Raw genomic sequence first — 17,517 nt, 5'->3', positions numbered from 1 at the left:
GTAATCGTTCATCATGCAACTGAAGAATTTCAGCACAGGCGCCCTGCGCCTGTTGCTTATGCTGATTACTGTGCCGGCCCTGGCCCAGAAGCCCGGCAACAGCAAAAAAGCAGATACCACCGTTAAAAAGGTAGACACGCTGGCCGCCATGAAAGCCCTGCTTATTCCAAAGGCAGATGCGCCCAAACCTTATAAGGACATCATCCCTGCTACCGCCATTACCAGTAAAGGCTTTTTTAAAGTGCATAAGGTGGATGAAAAGTATTTTTTTGAAATACCGGATTCCATGCTGGAACGCGATATACTGGTGGTGGCCCGTATTGCCAAAGCGCCTGCAGAACTACGCCTGCCCGGTGGCGCGTTAAGCTTTGCAGGGGATGAGATAGGGGAGTGCGTGATCCGCTTTCAGAAAGTGCCGGGTAACAAATTATTCCTGCAGAAACTTTCTTTTAAGGAACGTTCCGCAGATAGCACAGAGAATGGCCTTTACCGCGCGCTCACCAACAGCAATATACAGCCGGTACAGGCCGCCTTCCCTATTAAAGCGCTGAACGATTCCAGCAAAAGCAGCGTGATAGAGATGACGGATTATATCAATGGCGATAACTCCATCTTCTTTTTTGATGCTGCCCTGAAGGCGCTCATGACACTTTCCATGCAGGCGCCGGACAGGTCTTATATCGAAGGCGTGAAGGCCTATCCGATGAACCTAGAGATCAAGACCGTAAAGACATATAGTTCCCGTCCTTATCCCATTACAAATGAGATAAAGTCCTATACCTATGAATTGAATACCTCTGTAGTATTGTTACCTAAGGAGCCTATGCAACCCCGCTATTTCGATCCGCGGGTAGGTTTCTTTGCAGATGAATTTGTGGATTTTGACGCCAATCCCCAGGGCGTAAAAACAGAAAGCGTGGCCTGGAGATGGCGGATGGAGCCCAAACCGGGAGATATGGACAAATACCGGCGTGGTGAACTGGTAGAACCGGTTAAACCCATCATGATCTACATTGATCCGGAAACGCCTAAAAAATGGGTGCCTTATCTTATACAGGGCATTAATGACTGGCAGGCGGCCTTCGAACAGGCCGGCTTTAAGAACGCCATCGTGGGTAAAGAAGCGCCTAAAGATGATAGTACCTGGAGTATAGACGACGCCCGCCACTCCGTAGTGGTGTACAAACCATCCAGCACGCCCAATGCCATGGGCCCCAGCGTAAAGGACCCCCGTAGCGGCGAGATCCTGGAAACGCATATCAACTGGTACCATAATGTAATGGACCTGCTGCATAAATGGTATTTTGTTCAGGCTGGCGCAGTAGATCCCCGCGCGCATCAGCTACAGCTGGATGATGCGCTCATGGGACAGCTTATTCGTTTTGTATCTTCTCATGAGATAGGTCATACGTTAGGTCTGCGCCACAACTTTGGTTCCTCTTCCACCGTGCCGGTAGATAGTTTGCGTAATAAACAATGGGTAGAGGCGCATGGCCATACTCCTTCTATTATGGACTACGCCCGCTTTAACTATGTAGCGCAGCCGGAAGATCACATTGGCGATAAAGGCATGTTTCCCCGTATAGGCGACTATGATAAATGGGCCATTGAATGGGGCTACCGTTACATCCCGGATGCAAAAACTGCTGCTGCGGAAAAGGAAACCTTGAACAAATGGGTCATCAATAAGCTGGCTGCCAGCAAACGCTACACTTTTGGCATAGAAAAGATGCCCTGGGTACCCATGACCATGCTGGACCCGCGTAACCAGAATGAAGACCTGGGCGACGATGCCATGAAAGCAGGCGCCTATGGTATTAAAAACCTGCGGCGGATTGAGCCGCACCTGATGGAATGGACCCGTGAGCCCGCAGAAGATTATGGAAAGGCCGGCGAAATGTATAAAGAAGTGCTGAACCAGTACGAGCGTTATATGGGCCATGTGCTGGCCAATATAGGCGGTCTCCTCACCACGCCCCGTACCGTAGAGCAGGCTGGCCCTGTATACGAATTTGTAGCAAAAGAAAAGCAGAAAAGGGCTATCGCCTTTTTACAAGAGCAGCTGTTTACCACGCCGGAATGGCTGAATGATCAAGAGCTATTTAACGTTACAGAAACCGGCTTTAACATGGTTAGCGCTGTACAGGATAAAGTGTTGTTTATGCTGCTGGATCCAAAGCTTATTAACCGCCTGCTGGACCAGCAGGCCTATGAGCCGGCTAAAGCCTATGCTGCTGCAGATATGCTGCAGGATCTGAAAAAGGGCATCTTCTCAGAATTGGCAGCCCACAAGCCTGTTAGCACAAACCGCCGCCAGCTGCAAAAAGCCTATGTGGAAAAGCTGATCACCATGCTGCCGCCCCTGGCGGAGAAGAGTGGCGTCAATAGCCTGAACGATGGCCTCTCCATCATAAAGGCCCATGCTAAGACATTAGCCGCAGAGATAAAGAACGCATCCGTACAAGCCGCGGATAATACCACGCGCGCGCACCTCGAAGACCTGTACGAAAGGTTGAATGCCGTGCTGCACGCGGTAAAGGTAAGTTGATTGATTGACTGACTGACGAATAGCTGCTGCCGTAATGGTGGCAGCTATTTGCGTTTATAACAATATAGCCCGGTAAAAAAAATATTTTTCTCCGTAGTACCATTTCATTTGTTGTGCGTCACCTTAGTCAAACACTCAGAATAATCGCTTGTATTATAACCATGTCCAAACACCTACGTAATATACTGTACAGCCATATCACCTATTCACCATAAAAAAATCTGTCGTTCATTGTCTATTCACTGAAAACCAATTGTATATCTATGAAAATCCTGTACTGTCAGTCCGCAACCATCAAACGATGGTGTAGGCGGAGCGTTCTTTTAACCTTTATCCTGTGCTGCATGGCCGCAGCCAACAAGGGCTATGCCCAGAATTTTTCCGATGTGCTGGCCAGCTCAGAATGGAACACGTTGTTCCCGCACCGCTTTAACCCGGATGACCGTACCGGTTCCGGTTCTCTGCCTACCACTGCTGCAAAGGATTTTTATTCCTATGCCAACTTTGCAGAAGCAGTACGCCGTATGGGCAACATCAAGATCATTATGGAAAGGCGCTGTGGCACCAATGCCTACCGTCTTACCCGTGTGGACAAGACCACCGGCGTTTCCAAAGTGATCCGTACAGATGCGGATTTTAACATCTCTCCCAACAACATCCTCACGGAAACGGTTGATTATGCCTCCTTTGCAGGCGAGGGCGACCTGGCTACCCGCAAAAGGGAGCTGATGGCATTCCTGGCAAATATCTCCCAGGAAACTACCGGTGGCTGGCCTACAGCACCCGGCGGACAGTATGCCTGGGGCCTTTATTTCCGCGAAGAGCAGGGTTATGAGGGTACTAACAACATTGGTTACCGTATAGCCGACGCCACCTATCCGCCTGCTGCTGGTAAATCCTATCACGGCCGCGGTCCTATCCAGTTAAGTTATAACTATAACTACGGACAGGTGAGTGAGTTCATCTTTGGCGATAAGAACGTGCTGCTGGCTAACCCGGAGAAAGTGATCGAAGATGGCGTGATCGCATTTGAGACCGGTATCTGGTTCTGGATGACACAGCAGTATCCCAAACCTTCCTGTCACGATGTAATGATCCCCGGCAAATGGGCGCCTACGCCTGAGCAGTCATCACTTAACCTGCGCCCGGGTTTTGGCGCTACCGTAAATATCATCAACGGTGGTATTGAATGCGGTGGCCCTTCAGAGAACACCAAGGTGCAGAGCCGTATAGGCCATTTCCAGCGCTATACCGGCATTAAGCAGGTAAGCATGGAGCTTAATGGCGGCAACAACCCTGCTAACTGCGGATGCGCCAATATGCGCCCCTTTGCGTCAGACGCTGCAGAGTGCAGCAAGATCGCTTCCCTCTCCTTTACATCGCCTTCCAATGGTATCCTGAATGTAACCTCTTTGGCAAACGTTACCCTGTCAGTAGCTAAAAACGACCCGCGTGGCGAGATCACGCAGGTATTCATCAAGATAGACGGCCAGCGTTTGTCCGGTACTTCCGTACAATGGAAACCATCTGCCTATAAATCCTATACAGCTACCGCAGTGGGTATCCGCCCCGGTAAGGATTCTGTAATAGCTTCCACTACCTTCTCCATCTGGAACAGCCAGACCTTTGAAGGTTGCGCCGGCCTGCCTTTATGGGATGCCGCTAAAACATATGCTGCTGCCGGCAGTATTGTGCGCTATAACAGCACCATCTACCGTAACCAATGGTGGGCTGGCGCTGCGGATATCCCGGGCACTAACACTACCTGGGCTGTAGTAGGCGCTTGTAATGGCAGCAACCCGCCGCAAGACCCTGAAGATCCGGAAGATCCAAATGAGCCGCAGCAGCCTACAGAGGCCCCGATCGGTAAGACCATCTGGCTCAAAGGCTTTAACGGTCAGTATGTAACGTCCGCAAATGGCGTAGGCGCTATGACCTGCGACAGGCCTGATGTACAGGGCTGGGAGCAGTTCCTGGTATCAGACGCCGGCAACGGCAAGATTGCGCTGAGCAACCAGGGGATGTTTGTATCTTCTGAGGATGGTACAAAGGCAATGACCTGTAACAGACCTGCGCCACAGGGTTGGGAAGCTTTCACCTGGGTGGTGAATGCAGACGGTACTATCTCCCTGCAAGGCAGCAATGGCATGTACGTATCTTCTGAGAACGGCGAGCAGCCCATGAACTGTAACAGGCCTTCTATCCAGGGCTGGGAAGCCTTTACCTGGGGTGAAGTAGGCGCCACCAATCCACCGGATGAACCAGGCGGAGACGAAGATACCACTACTACACCGCCGCCAACCAATACCAGCGACTTTAAAGTGATCGGTTACATACCTTCCTGGGGTGATATGGATCTGAATGCAGTACAGTACAGCAAGTTAACGCATATCAACTATGCCTTTATCCTGCCCAACACCAACGGCACCCTGCAGGGCATGCCTAATGTTGGCAGACTGCAAACTATTGTAAGCAAAGGACATGCAGCCGGCGTTAAAGTAATGATCTCTGTAGGTGGATGGAATAATGGTGACGACAGTGGTTTCCATGGCATGGCCTCCAACAGCGGCGCACGCACTACTTTTGTAAACGCGCTGGTGAACCTGGTGAGCCAATATAACCTGGATGGTGTGGATATTGACTGGGAATACCCGGATCCTAACACACAATCTGCCAACGACTACGTAACGCTGATGACCCAACTGTCTACCGCTATGCACAGCCGTGGTAAACTGCTTACTGCTGCTATCGTAGCGCAGGGCGGTACCGGCGGCGGTATCCTGACCAGCGTATTCCCGGTAGTGGACTTCCTGAACATCATGGCATATGATGCAGAGGGACCTAACCACTCTACCTATAACTATGCACAAACTTCCCTGAGCTACTGGAGAAACCGTGGCTTACCTAAAGAAAAAGCGGTACTGGGCGTGCCTTTCTATTCAAGGCCTAACTGGTATCCGTACTGGCAGCTGCTGCAGATGGGCGCCAGCCCCAACTCAGACTCCTTTAACGGTGAAGGTTACAACGGTATCCCTACCATCAAGAACAAAACCAACCTGGCGTTTGACAATGGCGGCGGTATCATGATCTGGGAACTATCTAATGACGCAACCGGTGCTAACTCCCTGCTGAGCGCTATCCATGACGTAGTGTTACAGAGGGGCGGCAATGGCGGCCCCGTGGATCCTCCCACTACAGACGCGCCTATCGGCCAGACCATCTGGCTGCAGGGCTTTAATGGCCAGTACGTAAGCTCTAAGAACGGCGTAGGCTCCATGTGGTGTAACGCTACTGCGGTAGCTGGCTGGAACCAGTTCCTGGTAGTAGACGCCGGCAACGGTAAGATCGCGCTGAGCAACATGGGTAAATACGTTACCTCCGGCAACGGTACGCAGGATATGACCTGTGCCGCTACCATCATCCAGGATTGGGAAAAATTTGACTGGCTTGTTAATGCAGATGGTACCATCTCCCTGAGAGGCAGCAATGGCCTGTACGTTTCTTCCGAGAACGCTACAAAGGGAATGACCTGTAACAGACCTGCTCCGCAAGGCTGGGAAGTCTTTAACTGGGGTGTTGCAGGCGCTGCCGCGAGAACAATGGCGGCTGCTAAAACAACCACCGTGGCAGAAGGTAATGCCAAAGGAGTAGCGGCTTCCGTATATCCCAACCCGATAGCCAAAGGCAATACGTTTTCAATAAGGGTAGATAAGTATGATGCTACCCAGCCGGTACAGATAACCGTACTGGATATCAACATGAAGGTGGTGGCTGCTTACAAAGCCAGCGCCGGCATGTTAAACATTCCGACTACCAACATCGCCAGCGGTTTCTATATCGTGGTGATCACCAACGGTCGTAATACCATTACCAATAAGATAGTGATACAGTAAAACGATCACATAGCGTAACATGAAAGCGGCCGCCTCACTTATGAGGTGGCCGCTTTATTTTCGTATTTCCGGTTTAAACAATAATTTTTTAAATTGGATGCATGAAAGCTTTATATATCAGCATGGCCTTTGCCTGCTTCCACGTTGTCACTGTAACCGCGCAGCAAAAGCTGGTCACCCTGGATTCTTATTTCAATGACGAGCACCGCAAGGATGCCGCCGGAAAAATGGAATCTTTCCACTACAAATGGGAAGAAACAGATAATAACGGCTATTCCATCCTGGGTGATCTTTTTAAGAAGAACGGCGCTACGCTCAATACGCTGTACGAAGCGCCCTCCTCCGCTAATTTGAAAGGGTCGGATGTATATATCATCGTGGATCCGGACACTAAAAAAGAAAGCCCCGCTCCGCACTATATTACCAGGAAAGATGTAACAGCCATTGAACAATGGGTAAAGGCCGGCGGCGTGCTGGTAATGCTGGCTAATGACAGCGCCAATACGGAACTGCCCCATTTTAATGAGCTGGCGGCTGTATTTGGACTGCATTTCAATAATGATATCATTAGTCATGTGGTGGATGATGCGCATTTCGAGGATGGCGCCATCAACATACAGGATCACCCGGTATTCCGCACCTCCAAAAAGATCTTCATGAAGGATGCCTGCTCCATCAGCGTAAAAGCTCCCGGCAAAGCGGTGCTGAAATCAAAAGATGCTGCCATCATTGCCGCAGTAGATCATGGTAGAGGCATGGTAGTAGCCGTAGGCGATCCCTGGTTGTATAATGAGTATGTGAACGGCCGCCTGCCCGCTGCCTTCGAAAATGATAAAGCCGCGGCAGACTTTGTAAAATGGGTGCTGGCAAAAGTGCCCGCAAAAAAATAACGCTATACGCATCTTGTAGCTGCTGGCCGAGCCCGGCAGAAAATTTGCAGCTGAAGTAAAACTTACCTAAATTGTATTTGCTTTAGCTGCGTTATGAAATATTGTGTCTTTATAGTCCTTGTTTTGTGCCTGTGCAGGGATACGCTCTTTGCTCAATCTTACGGATTAAGGTTTCAGAGCCACGAGGTAGTGCCAGAGAAGAGAACCGCGCTTAATTTAACGCCGGATGCACCCTTGTGCCTGAAAGAAACAACCACTCTTTCCTTTGACCTGAACTTTATACCTTATCATGATATCTACTTCGGTTACGTACTGCGCATTATTTTCACCAACCGCCAGAATATAGATCTTGTTTACAACCAGAAGACACAGCGCTTCGATTTCCTGATTGGGGAAACCTTCTCAAAAACATTCACGATTGACTCCGCCGCGCTTTACCAGCAATGGAATCATTGCAGCATAAAGATCGATCCTGCCAGGAAGGACGTATCACTATATATAAATAACAAATTAGTGGCCCAAAGTCAGGCTAACCTGGGCGATGCGCCCTGTTGCCGCCTGTTGTTCGGGGCCAACAATTTTGAGGGCTTCCAGATGATGGATATACCGCCCATGAATATCCGCGATATCGTGATCAGTGAAGACAGCAAAGAGAAATATTACTGGCCTTTGGGCGAAAGCGCCGGCAAACAGTGCCGGGATACCATCCACGGAAAGATAGCGGAAGTGCGTAATGCCAGCTGGATACGGCCACAGCACCAGGACTGGGCACTGGCTGGAGCCGTGCACACAAAGGGCACCCCCAGCGTAGCTTTTGACCGGGAAAGCGAAACCCTGTACATTGTAGCGGCAGACTCCCTGTACAAATACGATTTTAAACAGATGTCGCTCAGCGGCATAGCCCTGGCGGCCAAACACGATACCTTGCTGCCCGGCAATCAATCCATTTATGATCCTTTCCTGCACCGGCTGTATAACTTTTATATTGATCAACGGAAAGTAAACACCTTTGATACGCTTACGCAACAATGGAGCGCGGGTTTTACGCCGGGGCCTTTAACAGAGTTCTGGCATGCCAATAAATTTATATCTGCCTATGATAGTTCCATGTACATCATGGGCGGCTACGGGCAGCTGGAATACAAGAACCGCGTACAACGTTATCATATGCCCGGCAGGGAATGGGACACCCTGCTGCCCGTGCAGGGCGATCGTTTTTCGCCCCGTTACCTGGCAGCCCTGGGGACCAACAAAAGGGGAGATACCGCCTACATCATGGGCGGCTACGGCAGCAGCACCGGCGACCAGGTGGTGAACCCTAAATATTATTATGACCTGTTGCGGTTTAGCGTAAAGGACCGGAGCTTTAAAACACTGTACCGCCTGGCGGCGCCAGACCGTCAATTCTGTTTTGCCAACAGTATGGTAATAGATGAAACGGAGAAAGTATATTACGCGTTGGTATACCCTAATGGCCAGTTTAATTCCTCGCTGCAGCTGGTACGCGGCTCGCTGGAAAAACCGGAGTACCAGCTGTTGGGGAATACCTTCCCGTACCGTTATCATGACGTACAATCTTTTGCAGACCTGTATTACTGCGCCAATAGCAAACAGCTGGCTGGTATTACCATCTACACGGATAAGGACCAGCATGCAGAAGTAAAAATATACACCATTGCCTTTCCGCCTAATCAGCTGCTGCCGGCTACGCCCCCGCATAGGGGCTTGCCCTGGTGGTATTATGTTGCTTTGCTGGCCGCCCCGGGCCTGGTATTATTGGCTTACATCACCTGGCGGCGGAAGCAATTACAGCGGCAGGCCGCTGCGTTAGAAAGCCCGGTTATGCCTATACCGGTCTTAGACCGCGAAACGCCTGCTCCCCTGAGTGTTCCCATTCCGCCGGAGTATGCACCCGCCAGGGTTTGCCTGTTTGGCCAGTTCGAAGTATATGATAAGGATGGCCAGGATATAACACGTTGTTTTACCCCCTTGTTAAAAGAGCTTTTCCTGATCATTACTACACATACATTATGGTCTGGCAAAGGCATCTCCGCAGAAAAGCTGTATACCACCCTGTGGCGGGATAAGTCCAGTAAGGAAGCGCAGAACAACCGCTCTGTGAACATGGTGAAGCTAAAAGCCATCCTGGACAAACTGGGGCCCTGCAACTTCGTAAAAGAGGCGGACCGCTGGAGCCTGCACTATACAAAAGACGATATTTGCATCGACCTGGAGGCTTTCCTGCATTTATGCAAGCCTGCTGGTAAACATAGCAAAGAAGAGATGCAGGAGTTGCTGCAGATCATCCAACGCGGTTCATTACTGGCGGATACCGCCTATCCCTGGCTGGAGGATATGCAATCGGAAATATCCGGTATGGCGTTATCGGTGCTGTCAGCGGCGGCGTTGCAGTTCCAGGACGACCCAGATTTTCTGATAGAGATCGCCAACGGCATCTTCATCTTTGATCCCGTAAATGAGGAAGCTTTGCGGTTAAAATGTAAAAGCCTGGGACAGTTGGGGCGTCATTCCATGGCAAAGGCGCTGTTCAATAAGTTTGCGAAGGAGTATTATCATATGTACGGGGAAGATTTTCAGGGGAGTTTTCAGGAGGTGTTTAGTTAAATATCCCCCTATTAGTGTATTATTAATGCCCCTGTTAATACCCCGCTCCTATATTGCAGCCTATGAGCAAATCCAAAAGGCTGTGGTTATTTAAGATTATCAGTATCTGCATCCCCATATTCCTCCTCGTGATCGTGGAGCTGCTGCTGCGCGCCTTCCAGTACGGCCATGACCTGCGGTTGTTTATCACCTACCCGGCAGATAACCGCTACCTGGTGCTCAACCCCCAGGCCTCCAAAAAATACTTCCTGAACCAGCGTATTGCCACTACCGGCAATACAGAACTATTCCGGAAAGAGAAACCGGCCGGTACCTGCCGCATTTTCGTCCTGGGAGAGTCTACCACCATTGGCTATCCCTATTTCCATAACGGCGCTTTTCACCGCTGGTTGCAATACCGCCTCATGCGTAATTACCCGGATAAGGATTTTGAGGTCATCAACCTGTCCCTCACAGCAGTCAACTCCTTCACGGTACTGGGCTTTGCAAAAGAGGTGGCTGCTTATCAGCCGGATGCAGTGCTGATCTATGCCGGGCATAACGAATACTATGGCAGCCTGGGGGTAGGCAGTACGGAACGGATAGCCGGCAATACAGGGCTGGTGAACCTGGTGCTGGCCCTGCGAAATTTCCGCCTGATGCAGCTGTTCACCAGCACCTACGAAAAGATAGTGCGGGCAGCCGTACCTGCGGAGGCTGGCAATGGCAAAGCTAGAATGGAGCTGATGGTCGCCAATCAACAAATACCATTTAATTCCACGCTGTATCAACGGGGAGTAACACAGTTCACCACAAACATGAACGCCGTATTAAATTACCTGGATAAACGCCAGATACCGGTATTTGTGAGCACCCTGGTGGATAATGAAAAGGATCTGCCGCCCTTTACCAGCGAGCTGCCGGCAGACAGCAGCGTACGCCGCCGCTTTGAGCGCAGTTATAACACCGCCTTGCAGGCCCTGCAAACCGGCGATTCGGCCAGCGCGCTGGCGGGGTTTACCGCCGCGGATAAGTTATGCCACACGCACGCCGCCACTCATTATTATATAGGCCGCCTGTCGCTAAAAGACAGCACAACCGCCAGCAAGGAGCTCGTCACGGCCAAAGACCTGGACCAGCTGCGTTTCCGTGCGCCGGCAGTCTTTAACGGGATACTGGCCAAACTATGCAGCCAGTACCAACATGCGCACCTCGTAGATGCAAAGGCAGCATTTGAACAGGCTTCGCCGGGGCATATCATTGGGAATGAGTTATTACTGGAACATGTGCATCCTAACCTGGAGGGCTACGCCATATTGTCTGATGTGTTTTATAAAGCCTTGCAACAGGCGCATATCCTGCCGGCGGATACCGCGGATGCCATGGATTTTACCCGGCTGCGGCAAACCATGCCCGTAACGGCTGTGGATTCGCTGGCGGGCGCTTATCGTATCTATATGTTGAAAAAGAGCTGGCCGTTCCGCCAAACACCGGATACCTTACAAATAGCTACCGAAGAACAACGCCTGGCCGCCGGCCTGGCCTTTCAGCAAACTTCCTGGCCGCAGGTAATGGATACATTATATACCTATTACACCGGCCGTAAGGAATGGGCGAAGGCCTGCAGGGTAGTGGAAACCCTGCTATTGGAGTTCCCGCAGGAGACCTCTTTGTACGATAAGGCAGCCAACCTTTACGGGCAGATGAACGATCTTGACAATGCCGTGTTCTATTTCCGGAAAACTTTTGCTTTGTCGCCAACCTTTGAAACAGCCCGTACGCTGTTTGTGCTGTACCTGAAAATGGACCGCCCGGATGCCGCCCTGCCTTATCTGGATTATGCCATACTACATAATGACAAAGGCATGAACCTGGCGCCGGTAAAACAGCTGGCGCAGGAAGTGATCCGCCTGGAGCAGACCGCCGGCAGCAGGCCGGCTACGGAGGAAATCATGCGCCCGGTAGTAAATAAATATATACAGATGGGAAATAATGACGGAGCGGCTACTTATCTGCAGAAAATATTAAAGACGGAGCCAGGGAACAAAGCCGCCTTATTACTGTTGGAAAACATTCAAGAAAAACAACAATGAGGCCTGACAACAAACCTAAAACACATCAACCGTTGATAAAAAAACTTTATACAGCCTGGGTAAAATTCGGAGAGCTCCTGGGCGCTGTTAACAGCCGTATCATCCTGGGCATCGTGTTTTGCCTGGTAGTAGTACCTGTGGCCTGCTGCCGCCGCCTGGCCCGCAAAGACCCGCTACAGTTACGGCAATTCAAAAAAGGCCGCGGCAGCGTTATGCAGCCGCGCGATCATACTTTTACCCGGGAAGATCTCCTGCACACCTTTTAATTATCATTTATGGATTTTTTCAAAGAGCTATTTCTCTTTCTACGCACGCGAAAAAAGTTCTGGATGCTTCCGCTCATCGTCATGCTGCTGCTGTTGACGGTGCTGGTGGTACTGACCAGCGTGCCGGCCCTGGCGCCTTTTATTTACACCTTATTCTAATACGTCTTGGAGCATTGCATACTGGGTATATCTGCATATTATCATGATAGCGCTGCGGCGCTTATCATCAATGGGGAAGTGGTAGCCGCCGCGCAGGAGGAGCGTTTCACCCGGATTAAACACGATGCCGCTTTTCCCATTAATGCCATACAATATGTGCTGGAAGAAGCCGGCCTACGTTATGAGCAGCTTACAGCCGTGGCCTTTTATGATAAGCCCCTGCTTAAGTTCGAGCGCCTGCTGGAAACCTATCATGCTTTTGCACCAGCGGGCCTTCGCAGCTTCTTTACGGCCATACCCGCCTGGCTCCGGGAAAAGCTGTTTATTAAAAGGCTGTTGCGTAAACACCTTCGTAAGCTGGGGGGCGGCGCCAATGTGCCGGTGTATTTCCCGGAACATCACCTGTCTCATGCGGCCAGCGCCTTTTATCCCTCGCCGTTCCGGGAAGCAGCCATCCTCACCATTGACGGGGTGGGAGAGTGGGCCACTACTACTATCTGCCATGGAGAAGGCAATAACATTAAGATCCTACAGGAGCTGCGTTTTCCGCACTCCGTGGGGTTATTATACTCCGCCTTTACGCATTACCTGGGTTTTAAGGTAAACAGTGGGGAATACAAGCTGATGGGCCTTGCGCCTTATGGCCCTGTTAATGATAGGGAAACTGCCATATTTAAGGATAAGATACTAACGGAGCTGGTGGATCTGCGGGAAGATGGTTCCATCCTGCTGAATATGCGCTATTTCAATTTTGCCACCGGCCTTACCATGACGAACAACCGTTTGTGGGAACGGCTCTTTGGCCTGCCGCCCCGTAAACCGGAAGGGGAGATCAGCCAGTCCCATATGAACCTGGCCCTGGCCATACAGCAGGTAACAGAAACCATTGTGGTGATGATGGCCCGCACCGCGCAACGTATCACCGGCAGCAAACGCCTGGTGATGGCAGGCGGGGTGGCGCTGAATTGTGTGGCCAATACAAAGATCGCATTGGACGGGGTCTTTGAAGATATCTGGATACAGCCGGCAGCAGGCGATGCCGGTGGCGCTCTTGGGGCTGCCCTGGCGGCTTTACATATCGCGCTGCAGGCAGACCGGAAGGTTATGCCCGGACAAGACGCAATGAAAGGCGCCCTACTGGGGCCGGCAATTACCCGCACGGCAGTGGAAGCGGTGATACAAAGTTATAACGCTACGGCAACCTATATAGCGGATGCCCACTGTTTAACCGCCCGCGTAGGTGAATTACTGGCGGCAGGCAACATTGTTGGCTGGTGCCATGGCCGTATGGAGTTCGGCCCCCGTGCATTGGGCAACCGCAGCATACTGGCAGATCCGCGCAACCCGGAAATGCAGCAGCGCATCAATCTCAAAGTAAAACTGCGGGAAGGCTTCCGCCCCTTTGCGCCGGCCGTACTGGAAGAAGATGCGCAGCTGTACTTTCAGCGGCGGGCGCCCTCTCCTTATATGTTATTTGTAACAGCGCTCTTACCATCCATGTGCATCACCCAGCCAACCTTTCATGAAGGCATGCCGCTGTATGAGCGCTTGCGGCAGCAACGCTCCGTGGTACCCGCCGTTACGCATGTGGATTATTCTGCCCGCCTGCAAACAGTGCATAAGGATACGCACCCGGTCTTCTGGCAATTGATCCATCAGTTTAAGCAGCTAACCGGTTGCGGCCTGTTGATCAATACCTCTTTTAACATGAGGGGAGAGCCGATCGTTTGCACCGCGGAAGATGCCTTCCTGGCATTTATGCGTACCGGTTTGGATTACCTGGTCATGGATCACTACCTGTTTGACCATACGAAACAGACAGGTGTGCAAAATATCCTGCCTGCCTGCTTTATGCCGGACTAACCAATAAATAATTAATAACCAATTTATTATACGCTATTAATAAGGTGTTATTAGTACCCTTATTAAAAATCATTTGCAAATTAATAGTCTGTTAGCCCGTTATTAAGGCCCCCGTTAGTGACCCTCTCCTTACTTGCAGGGTTATTAATCCATCTAAACAACCAATCAGCACGTTATGCAGAGATTAGTACTGATACTTATCATCGCATTTGGTTTTCTGGATGTACATGCCCAGCAACGAATGATAAAGGGCACGGTAACAGACGAGAATAACCAGCCATTGCCCGGCGCCACGGTCCGGGTAAAAGCCAGCAACGTTTCCGCCGTTACGGATGCTACAGGCAATTTCCAGATCAATGTAGGGGAGCAGGCAGCCCCGGTTTTAATCGTATCCTATATAGGATATACGGAGCAGGAGGTGCCGGTTAGCGGTCCCACGGTATCCGTACGCCTGGAACAGGGTACCCGCGCGCTCAATGACATCGTGGTGGTGGGTTATGGTACCCAACGCAAGCGCGATGTGACCGGCGCTACCAGCACCGTTAAGTCAGAAGAGATCGCTAAACGCCCCCTGGTAAGGGTAGAACAGGCCTTGCAGGGTACCACCTCCGGCGTGCAGGTGGCCAGCAGCAGCGGGCAACCGGGTAAAGGGCTCAGTGTGCGTATCCGCGGGGTGAACTCCATCACCGGCTCCAATGAGCCGCTGTATGTGATCGACGGTTACATTGGCGGCAGCATCGAATCTGTGAACCCCAATGATATCGAAAACATAGAGATCCTGAAGGATGCTTCCGCCACCGCCATCTATGGCTCCCGCGGTTCCAACGGCGTGGTGCTTATCTCCACTAAAGGCGGTAAGGAAGGAAAGACCCATGTGGATTTCAGTACCTGGTTCAGCAAGGCGAGCGTGCCAAAGCAGCTGGATATAATGAACGCTTATGACTTTGCCCGCACCGTTAACAAACAGAACCTGGCCAACGGCGGCAGCCCCGCTTTTAATGACCAGGAGCTGGAAGGGCTGCGTACGGGCGGCGGCGGTACAGACTGGCAAAAGGAGTTGCAGCAGCAACCCTGGATCCAGAACTACCAGTTGAGCGTATCTGGCGGTAACAAGGGGGTAAAATACCTGTTCTCCTTTAACCACCTGGACCAACCGGGTCTTATCAAGAACCAGTACTATAAACGCACCACTTTAAGGAGCAATGTGGATGTGAAGCTGAATGACAAGATGGACCTGAAGATGAACGTAAACGCGGTATTCCCGCAGGACCGTAATATCCAGTACCCGGGTGATCTGATAGATCCCTTTACCCAGGCTACGGAATGGGACCCAACCTCCCCGGTTAAGGATGCCAACGGTAACTACATCCTTTCCGCGCAATTTGGATCCATCCAGATCAACCCGGTAGCCCAGGCCATGAACCAGGCGGTAGACAATAGCGCCACTAATCTGGCGGGTACCGGCGTATTTACCTGGCGCATTTTAAAGAACCTGACCTTTACTTCCAATAATACCTATGAGGTAAGATGGATCCTGAGCCAGCAACTGTTTGGCAAAGAAACCAGCCTGGGTATGGCCAACAGGGATAATGCCACCAGCGGCAGCACCCGTTTCCGCGCCTATCAGAACAGTAACTTCCTCACATATAAGAACGATTTTGGCGATCACTCCCTTACGGTTACAGCGCTGTATGAGCAGCAGAACCAGCGTAATATCACCAATAATGCGCAAGGGGTAAACCTGGCCAGCTATTCATTAGGGTATTATAATGTAGGCCTGGGCAAAACGCAGTTTGCTACCTCCGGCTACTGGGCAGATGCGTTGCAGTCTTATATGGGCAGGGTGAACTATGCCTATAAGAATAAATACCTGCTTACCGCCGCTATCCGCGTGGATGGTTCCTCGCACCTCCTTACCAAGTACAGCACTTTCCCCTCGCTGGCCTTAGGCTGGAACATAGCAAACGAGGGTTTCATGAAGGATAATAAGCTCTTCTCTGATCTTAAGCTGCGCGCCAGCTATGGCGTAACCGGCAACCAGGCCGTAGCGCCCTATGCTACTATCCAGCAGATCAGTACCGGGCAACCTTATTATTTTGATGGCGCTACGCCATCTACCACCACACCTTTTGGTGGCCCTGTTTCCAAATCGCTTAAATGGGAACGTACAGAACAATATGATGCCGGTTTGGACGCAGCCTTCCTGCAGGGACGGCTCACCTTTGCAGTGGATGCTTACTACAAAAAGATCAAGGACCTGCTGTATAATTACCAAACGCCATTTTATAACAGCGGTCTTAGCTACGCCCGTAACATTGGCAGTGTAGAGAACAGGGGTATAGAGTTTGCACTGGGTGGCACGCCGGTAACGGGTGGCAAGTTTAAATGGACCAGTAACCTGATCGCCTCCGTGAACAGGAATAAGATCACAGAACTGGGCGGGCTGGATAATATCCTCGTAAACAATATTGGCTCCCCGCAGACCAATCTCTCCATTCTGCGTGTAGGCCAGCCCCTGGGCTCTTTTTACGGTTACCAGTTCCTGGGTACCTGGAAGAGCAAGGACGCCGCCGAAGCAGCACAATACGGCATGAAGCCCGGCGACGCCAAATATGTGGATGTAAATAATGATAAGAAGTATGACGCCGCAGACCAGATGATCATCGGAAACGGTACGCCTAAGTTTACATTTGGGTTTATCAACGATATCAACTACGGCAACTTTACCCTTAGCGTAATGTTGCAGGGCGCTACCGGCTACCAGATCTTCTCACAAACGCTGGCCTATATGTGGGGCGGCGTGGGTGATGCGCGCAATGCCACCACCAAAGAGGCCCTGGATATGTGGACGCCGGAAAGGGAAACAGATGTTCCCGCCTTTAGCGCTACTACAGCTAAATACAACAACAGCAGCCGTTTTGTATATGATGCCAGCTATATGAAGCTAAAGAACCTGTCGCTTACCTACCATATACCTGACCATCTCCTGAGCAAGATAAAGCTGCGCAACCTGGAAGTGTATGTGAGCGGGCAGAACCTTTTTGTGGTGACCAGCTATCCGGGTTATGATCCCGAAATATCCAATGCCACCAATGCTATTACGCAGGGCCTGGAAATGGGGGTGATACCTAACCCGCGTACTTACACCTTTGGCCTGCGTGCCGGATTCTGATAACAAGCTTTATACTTTCAAACAAATCA

Annotated in this window: 9 protein-coding genes; all 9 read left to right on the top strand. The window is 51.0% G+C overall.

The features are described 5' to 3' along the window. Positions 1–13 precede the first annotated feature (13 nt). The 9 genes from F0L74_RS14100 to F0L74_RS14050 all read left to right on the top strand — a co-directional run bounded on the left by F0L74_RS14100 (position 14) and on the right by F0L74_RS14050 (position 17,488). Complete coding sequence (locus F0L74_RS14100; RefSeq protein ID WP_149838485.1) at positions 14–2,548, top strand: zinc-dependent metalloprotease; 2,535 nt, start codon at positions 14–16, stop codon at positions 2,546–2,548. Positions 2,549–2,892: 344 nt separating this feature from the next. Further along, positions 2,893–6,441 carry a glycoside hydrolase family 19 protein gene (locus tag F0L74_RS33640; protein WP_213086962.1) on the top strand — a complete coding sequence of 1,183 codons (3,549 nt, stop codon included), beginning with the start codon at positions 2,893–2,895 and terminating at the stop codon, positions 6,439–6,441. 101 nt (positions 6,442–6,542) lie between these two features. After that, positions 6,543–7,331 (top strand): DUF4350 domain-containing protein, encoded by a 789-nt coding sequence (locus tag F0L74_RS14075; protein ID WP_149838484.1) that lies wholly within the window; start codon positions 6,543–6,545, stop codon positions 7,329–7,331. A 189-nt stretch (positions 7,332–7,520) separates the two neighbouring features. After that, positions 7,521–9,956: a bacterial transcriptional activator domain-containing protein gene (locus F0L74_RS14070; RefSeq protein WP_188315999.1), complete on the top strand. Its 2,436-nt coding sequence runs from the start codon at positions 7,521–7,523 to the stop codon at positions 9,954–9,956. Positions 9,957–10,018: 62 nt separating this feature from the next. Beyond that, a complete protein-coding gene (locus F0L74_RS14065) occupies positions 10,019–12,028 on the top strand; it encodes an SGNH/GDSL hydrolase family protein (RefSeq protein WP_149838482.1) in 2,010 nt (669 codons plus the stop codon). Positions 12,029–12,060: 32 nt separating this feature from the next. After that, a complete protein-coding gene (locus F0L74_RS14060; protein WP_149838481.1) occupies positions 12,061–12,294 on the top strand; it encodes an SxtJ family membrane protein in 234 nt (77 codons plus the stop codon). Between the two features lie 9 nt (positions 12,295–12,303). Beyond that, on the top strand, positions 12,304–12,453 hold the full coding sequence (locus F0L74_RS34030; protein WP_262714234.1) for a DUF5989 family protein: 150 nt from the start codon (positions 12,304–12,306) through the stop codon (positions 12,451–12,453). 6 nt (positions 12,454–12,459) lie between these two features. Beyond that, a complete protein-coding gene (locus F0L74_RS14055; RefSeq protein ID WP_149838480.1) occupies positions 12,460–14,316 on the top strand; it encodes a carbamoyltransferase family protein in 1,857 nt (618 codons plus the stop codon). A 175-nt stretch (positions 14,317–14,491) separates the two neighbouring features. Continuing rightward, positions 14,492–17,488 (top strand): SusC/RagA family TonB-linked outer membrane protein, encoded by a 2,997-nt coding sequence (locus F0L74_RS14050; RefSeq protein ID WP_149838479.1) that lies wholly within the window; start codon positions 14,492–14,494, stop codon positions 17,486–17,488. Positions 17,489–17,517 lie beyond the last annotated feature (29 nt).

Source organism: Chitinophaga agrisoli, from assembly GCF_008386695.1.
GTDB classification, from domain to species: Bacteria; Bacteroidota; Bacteroidia; order Chitinophagales; family Chitinophagaceae; genus Chitinophaga; species Chitinophaga agrisoli.
Note: the sequence above shows the minus strand (reverse complement) of the source record. Positions and strands in the feature narration are given on the sequence as shown.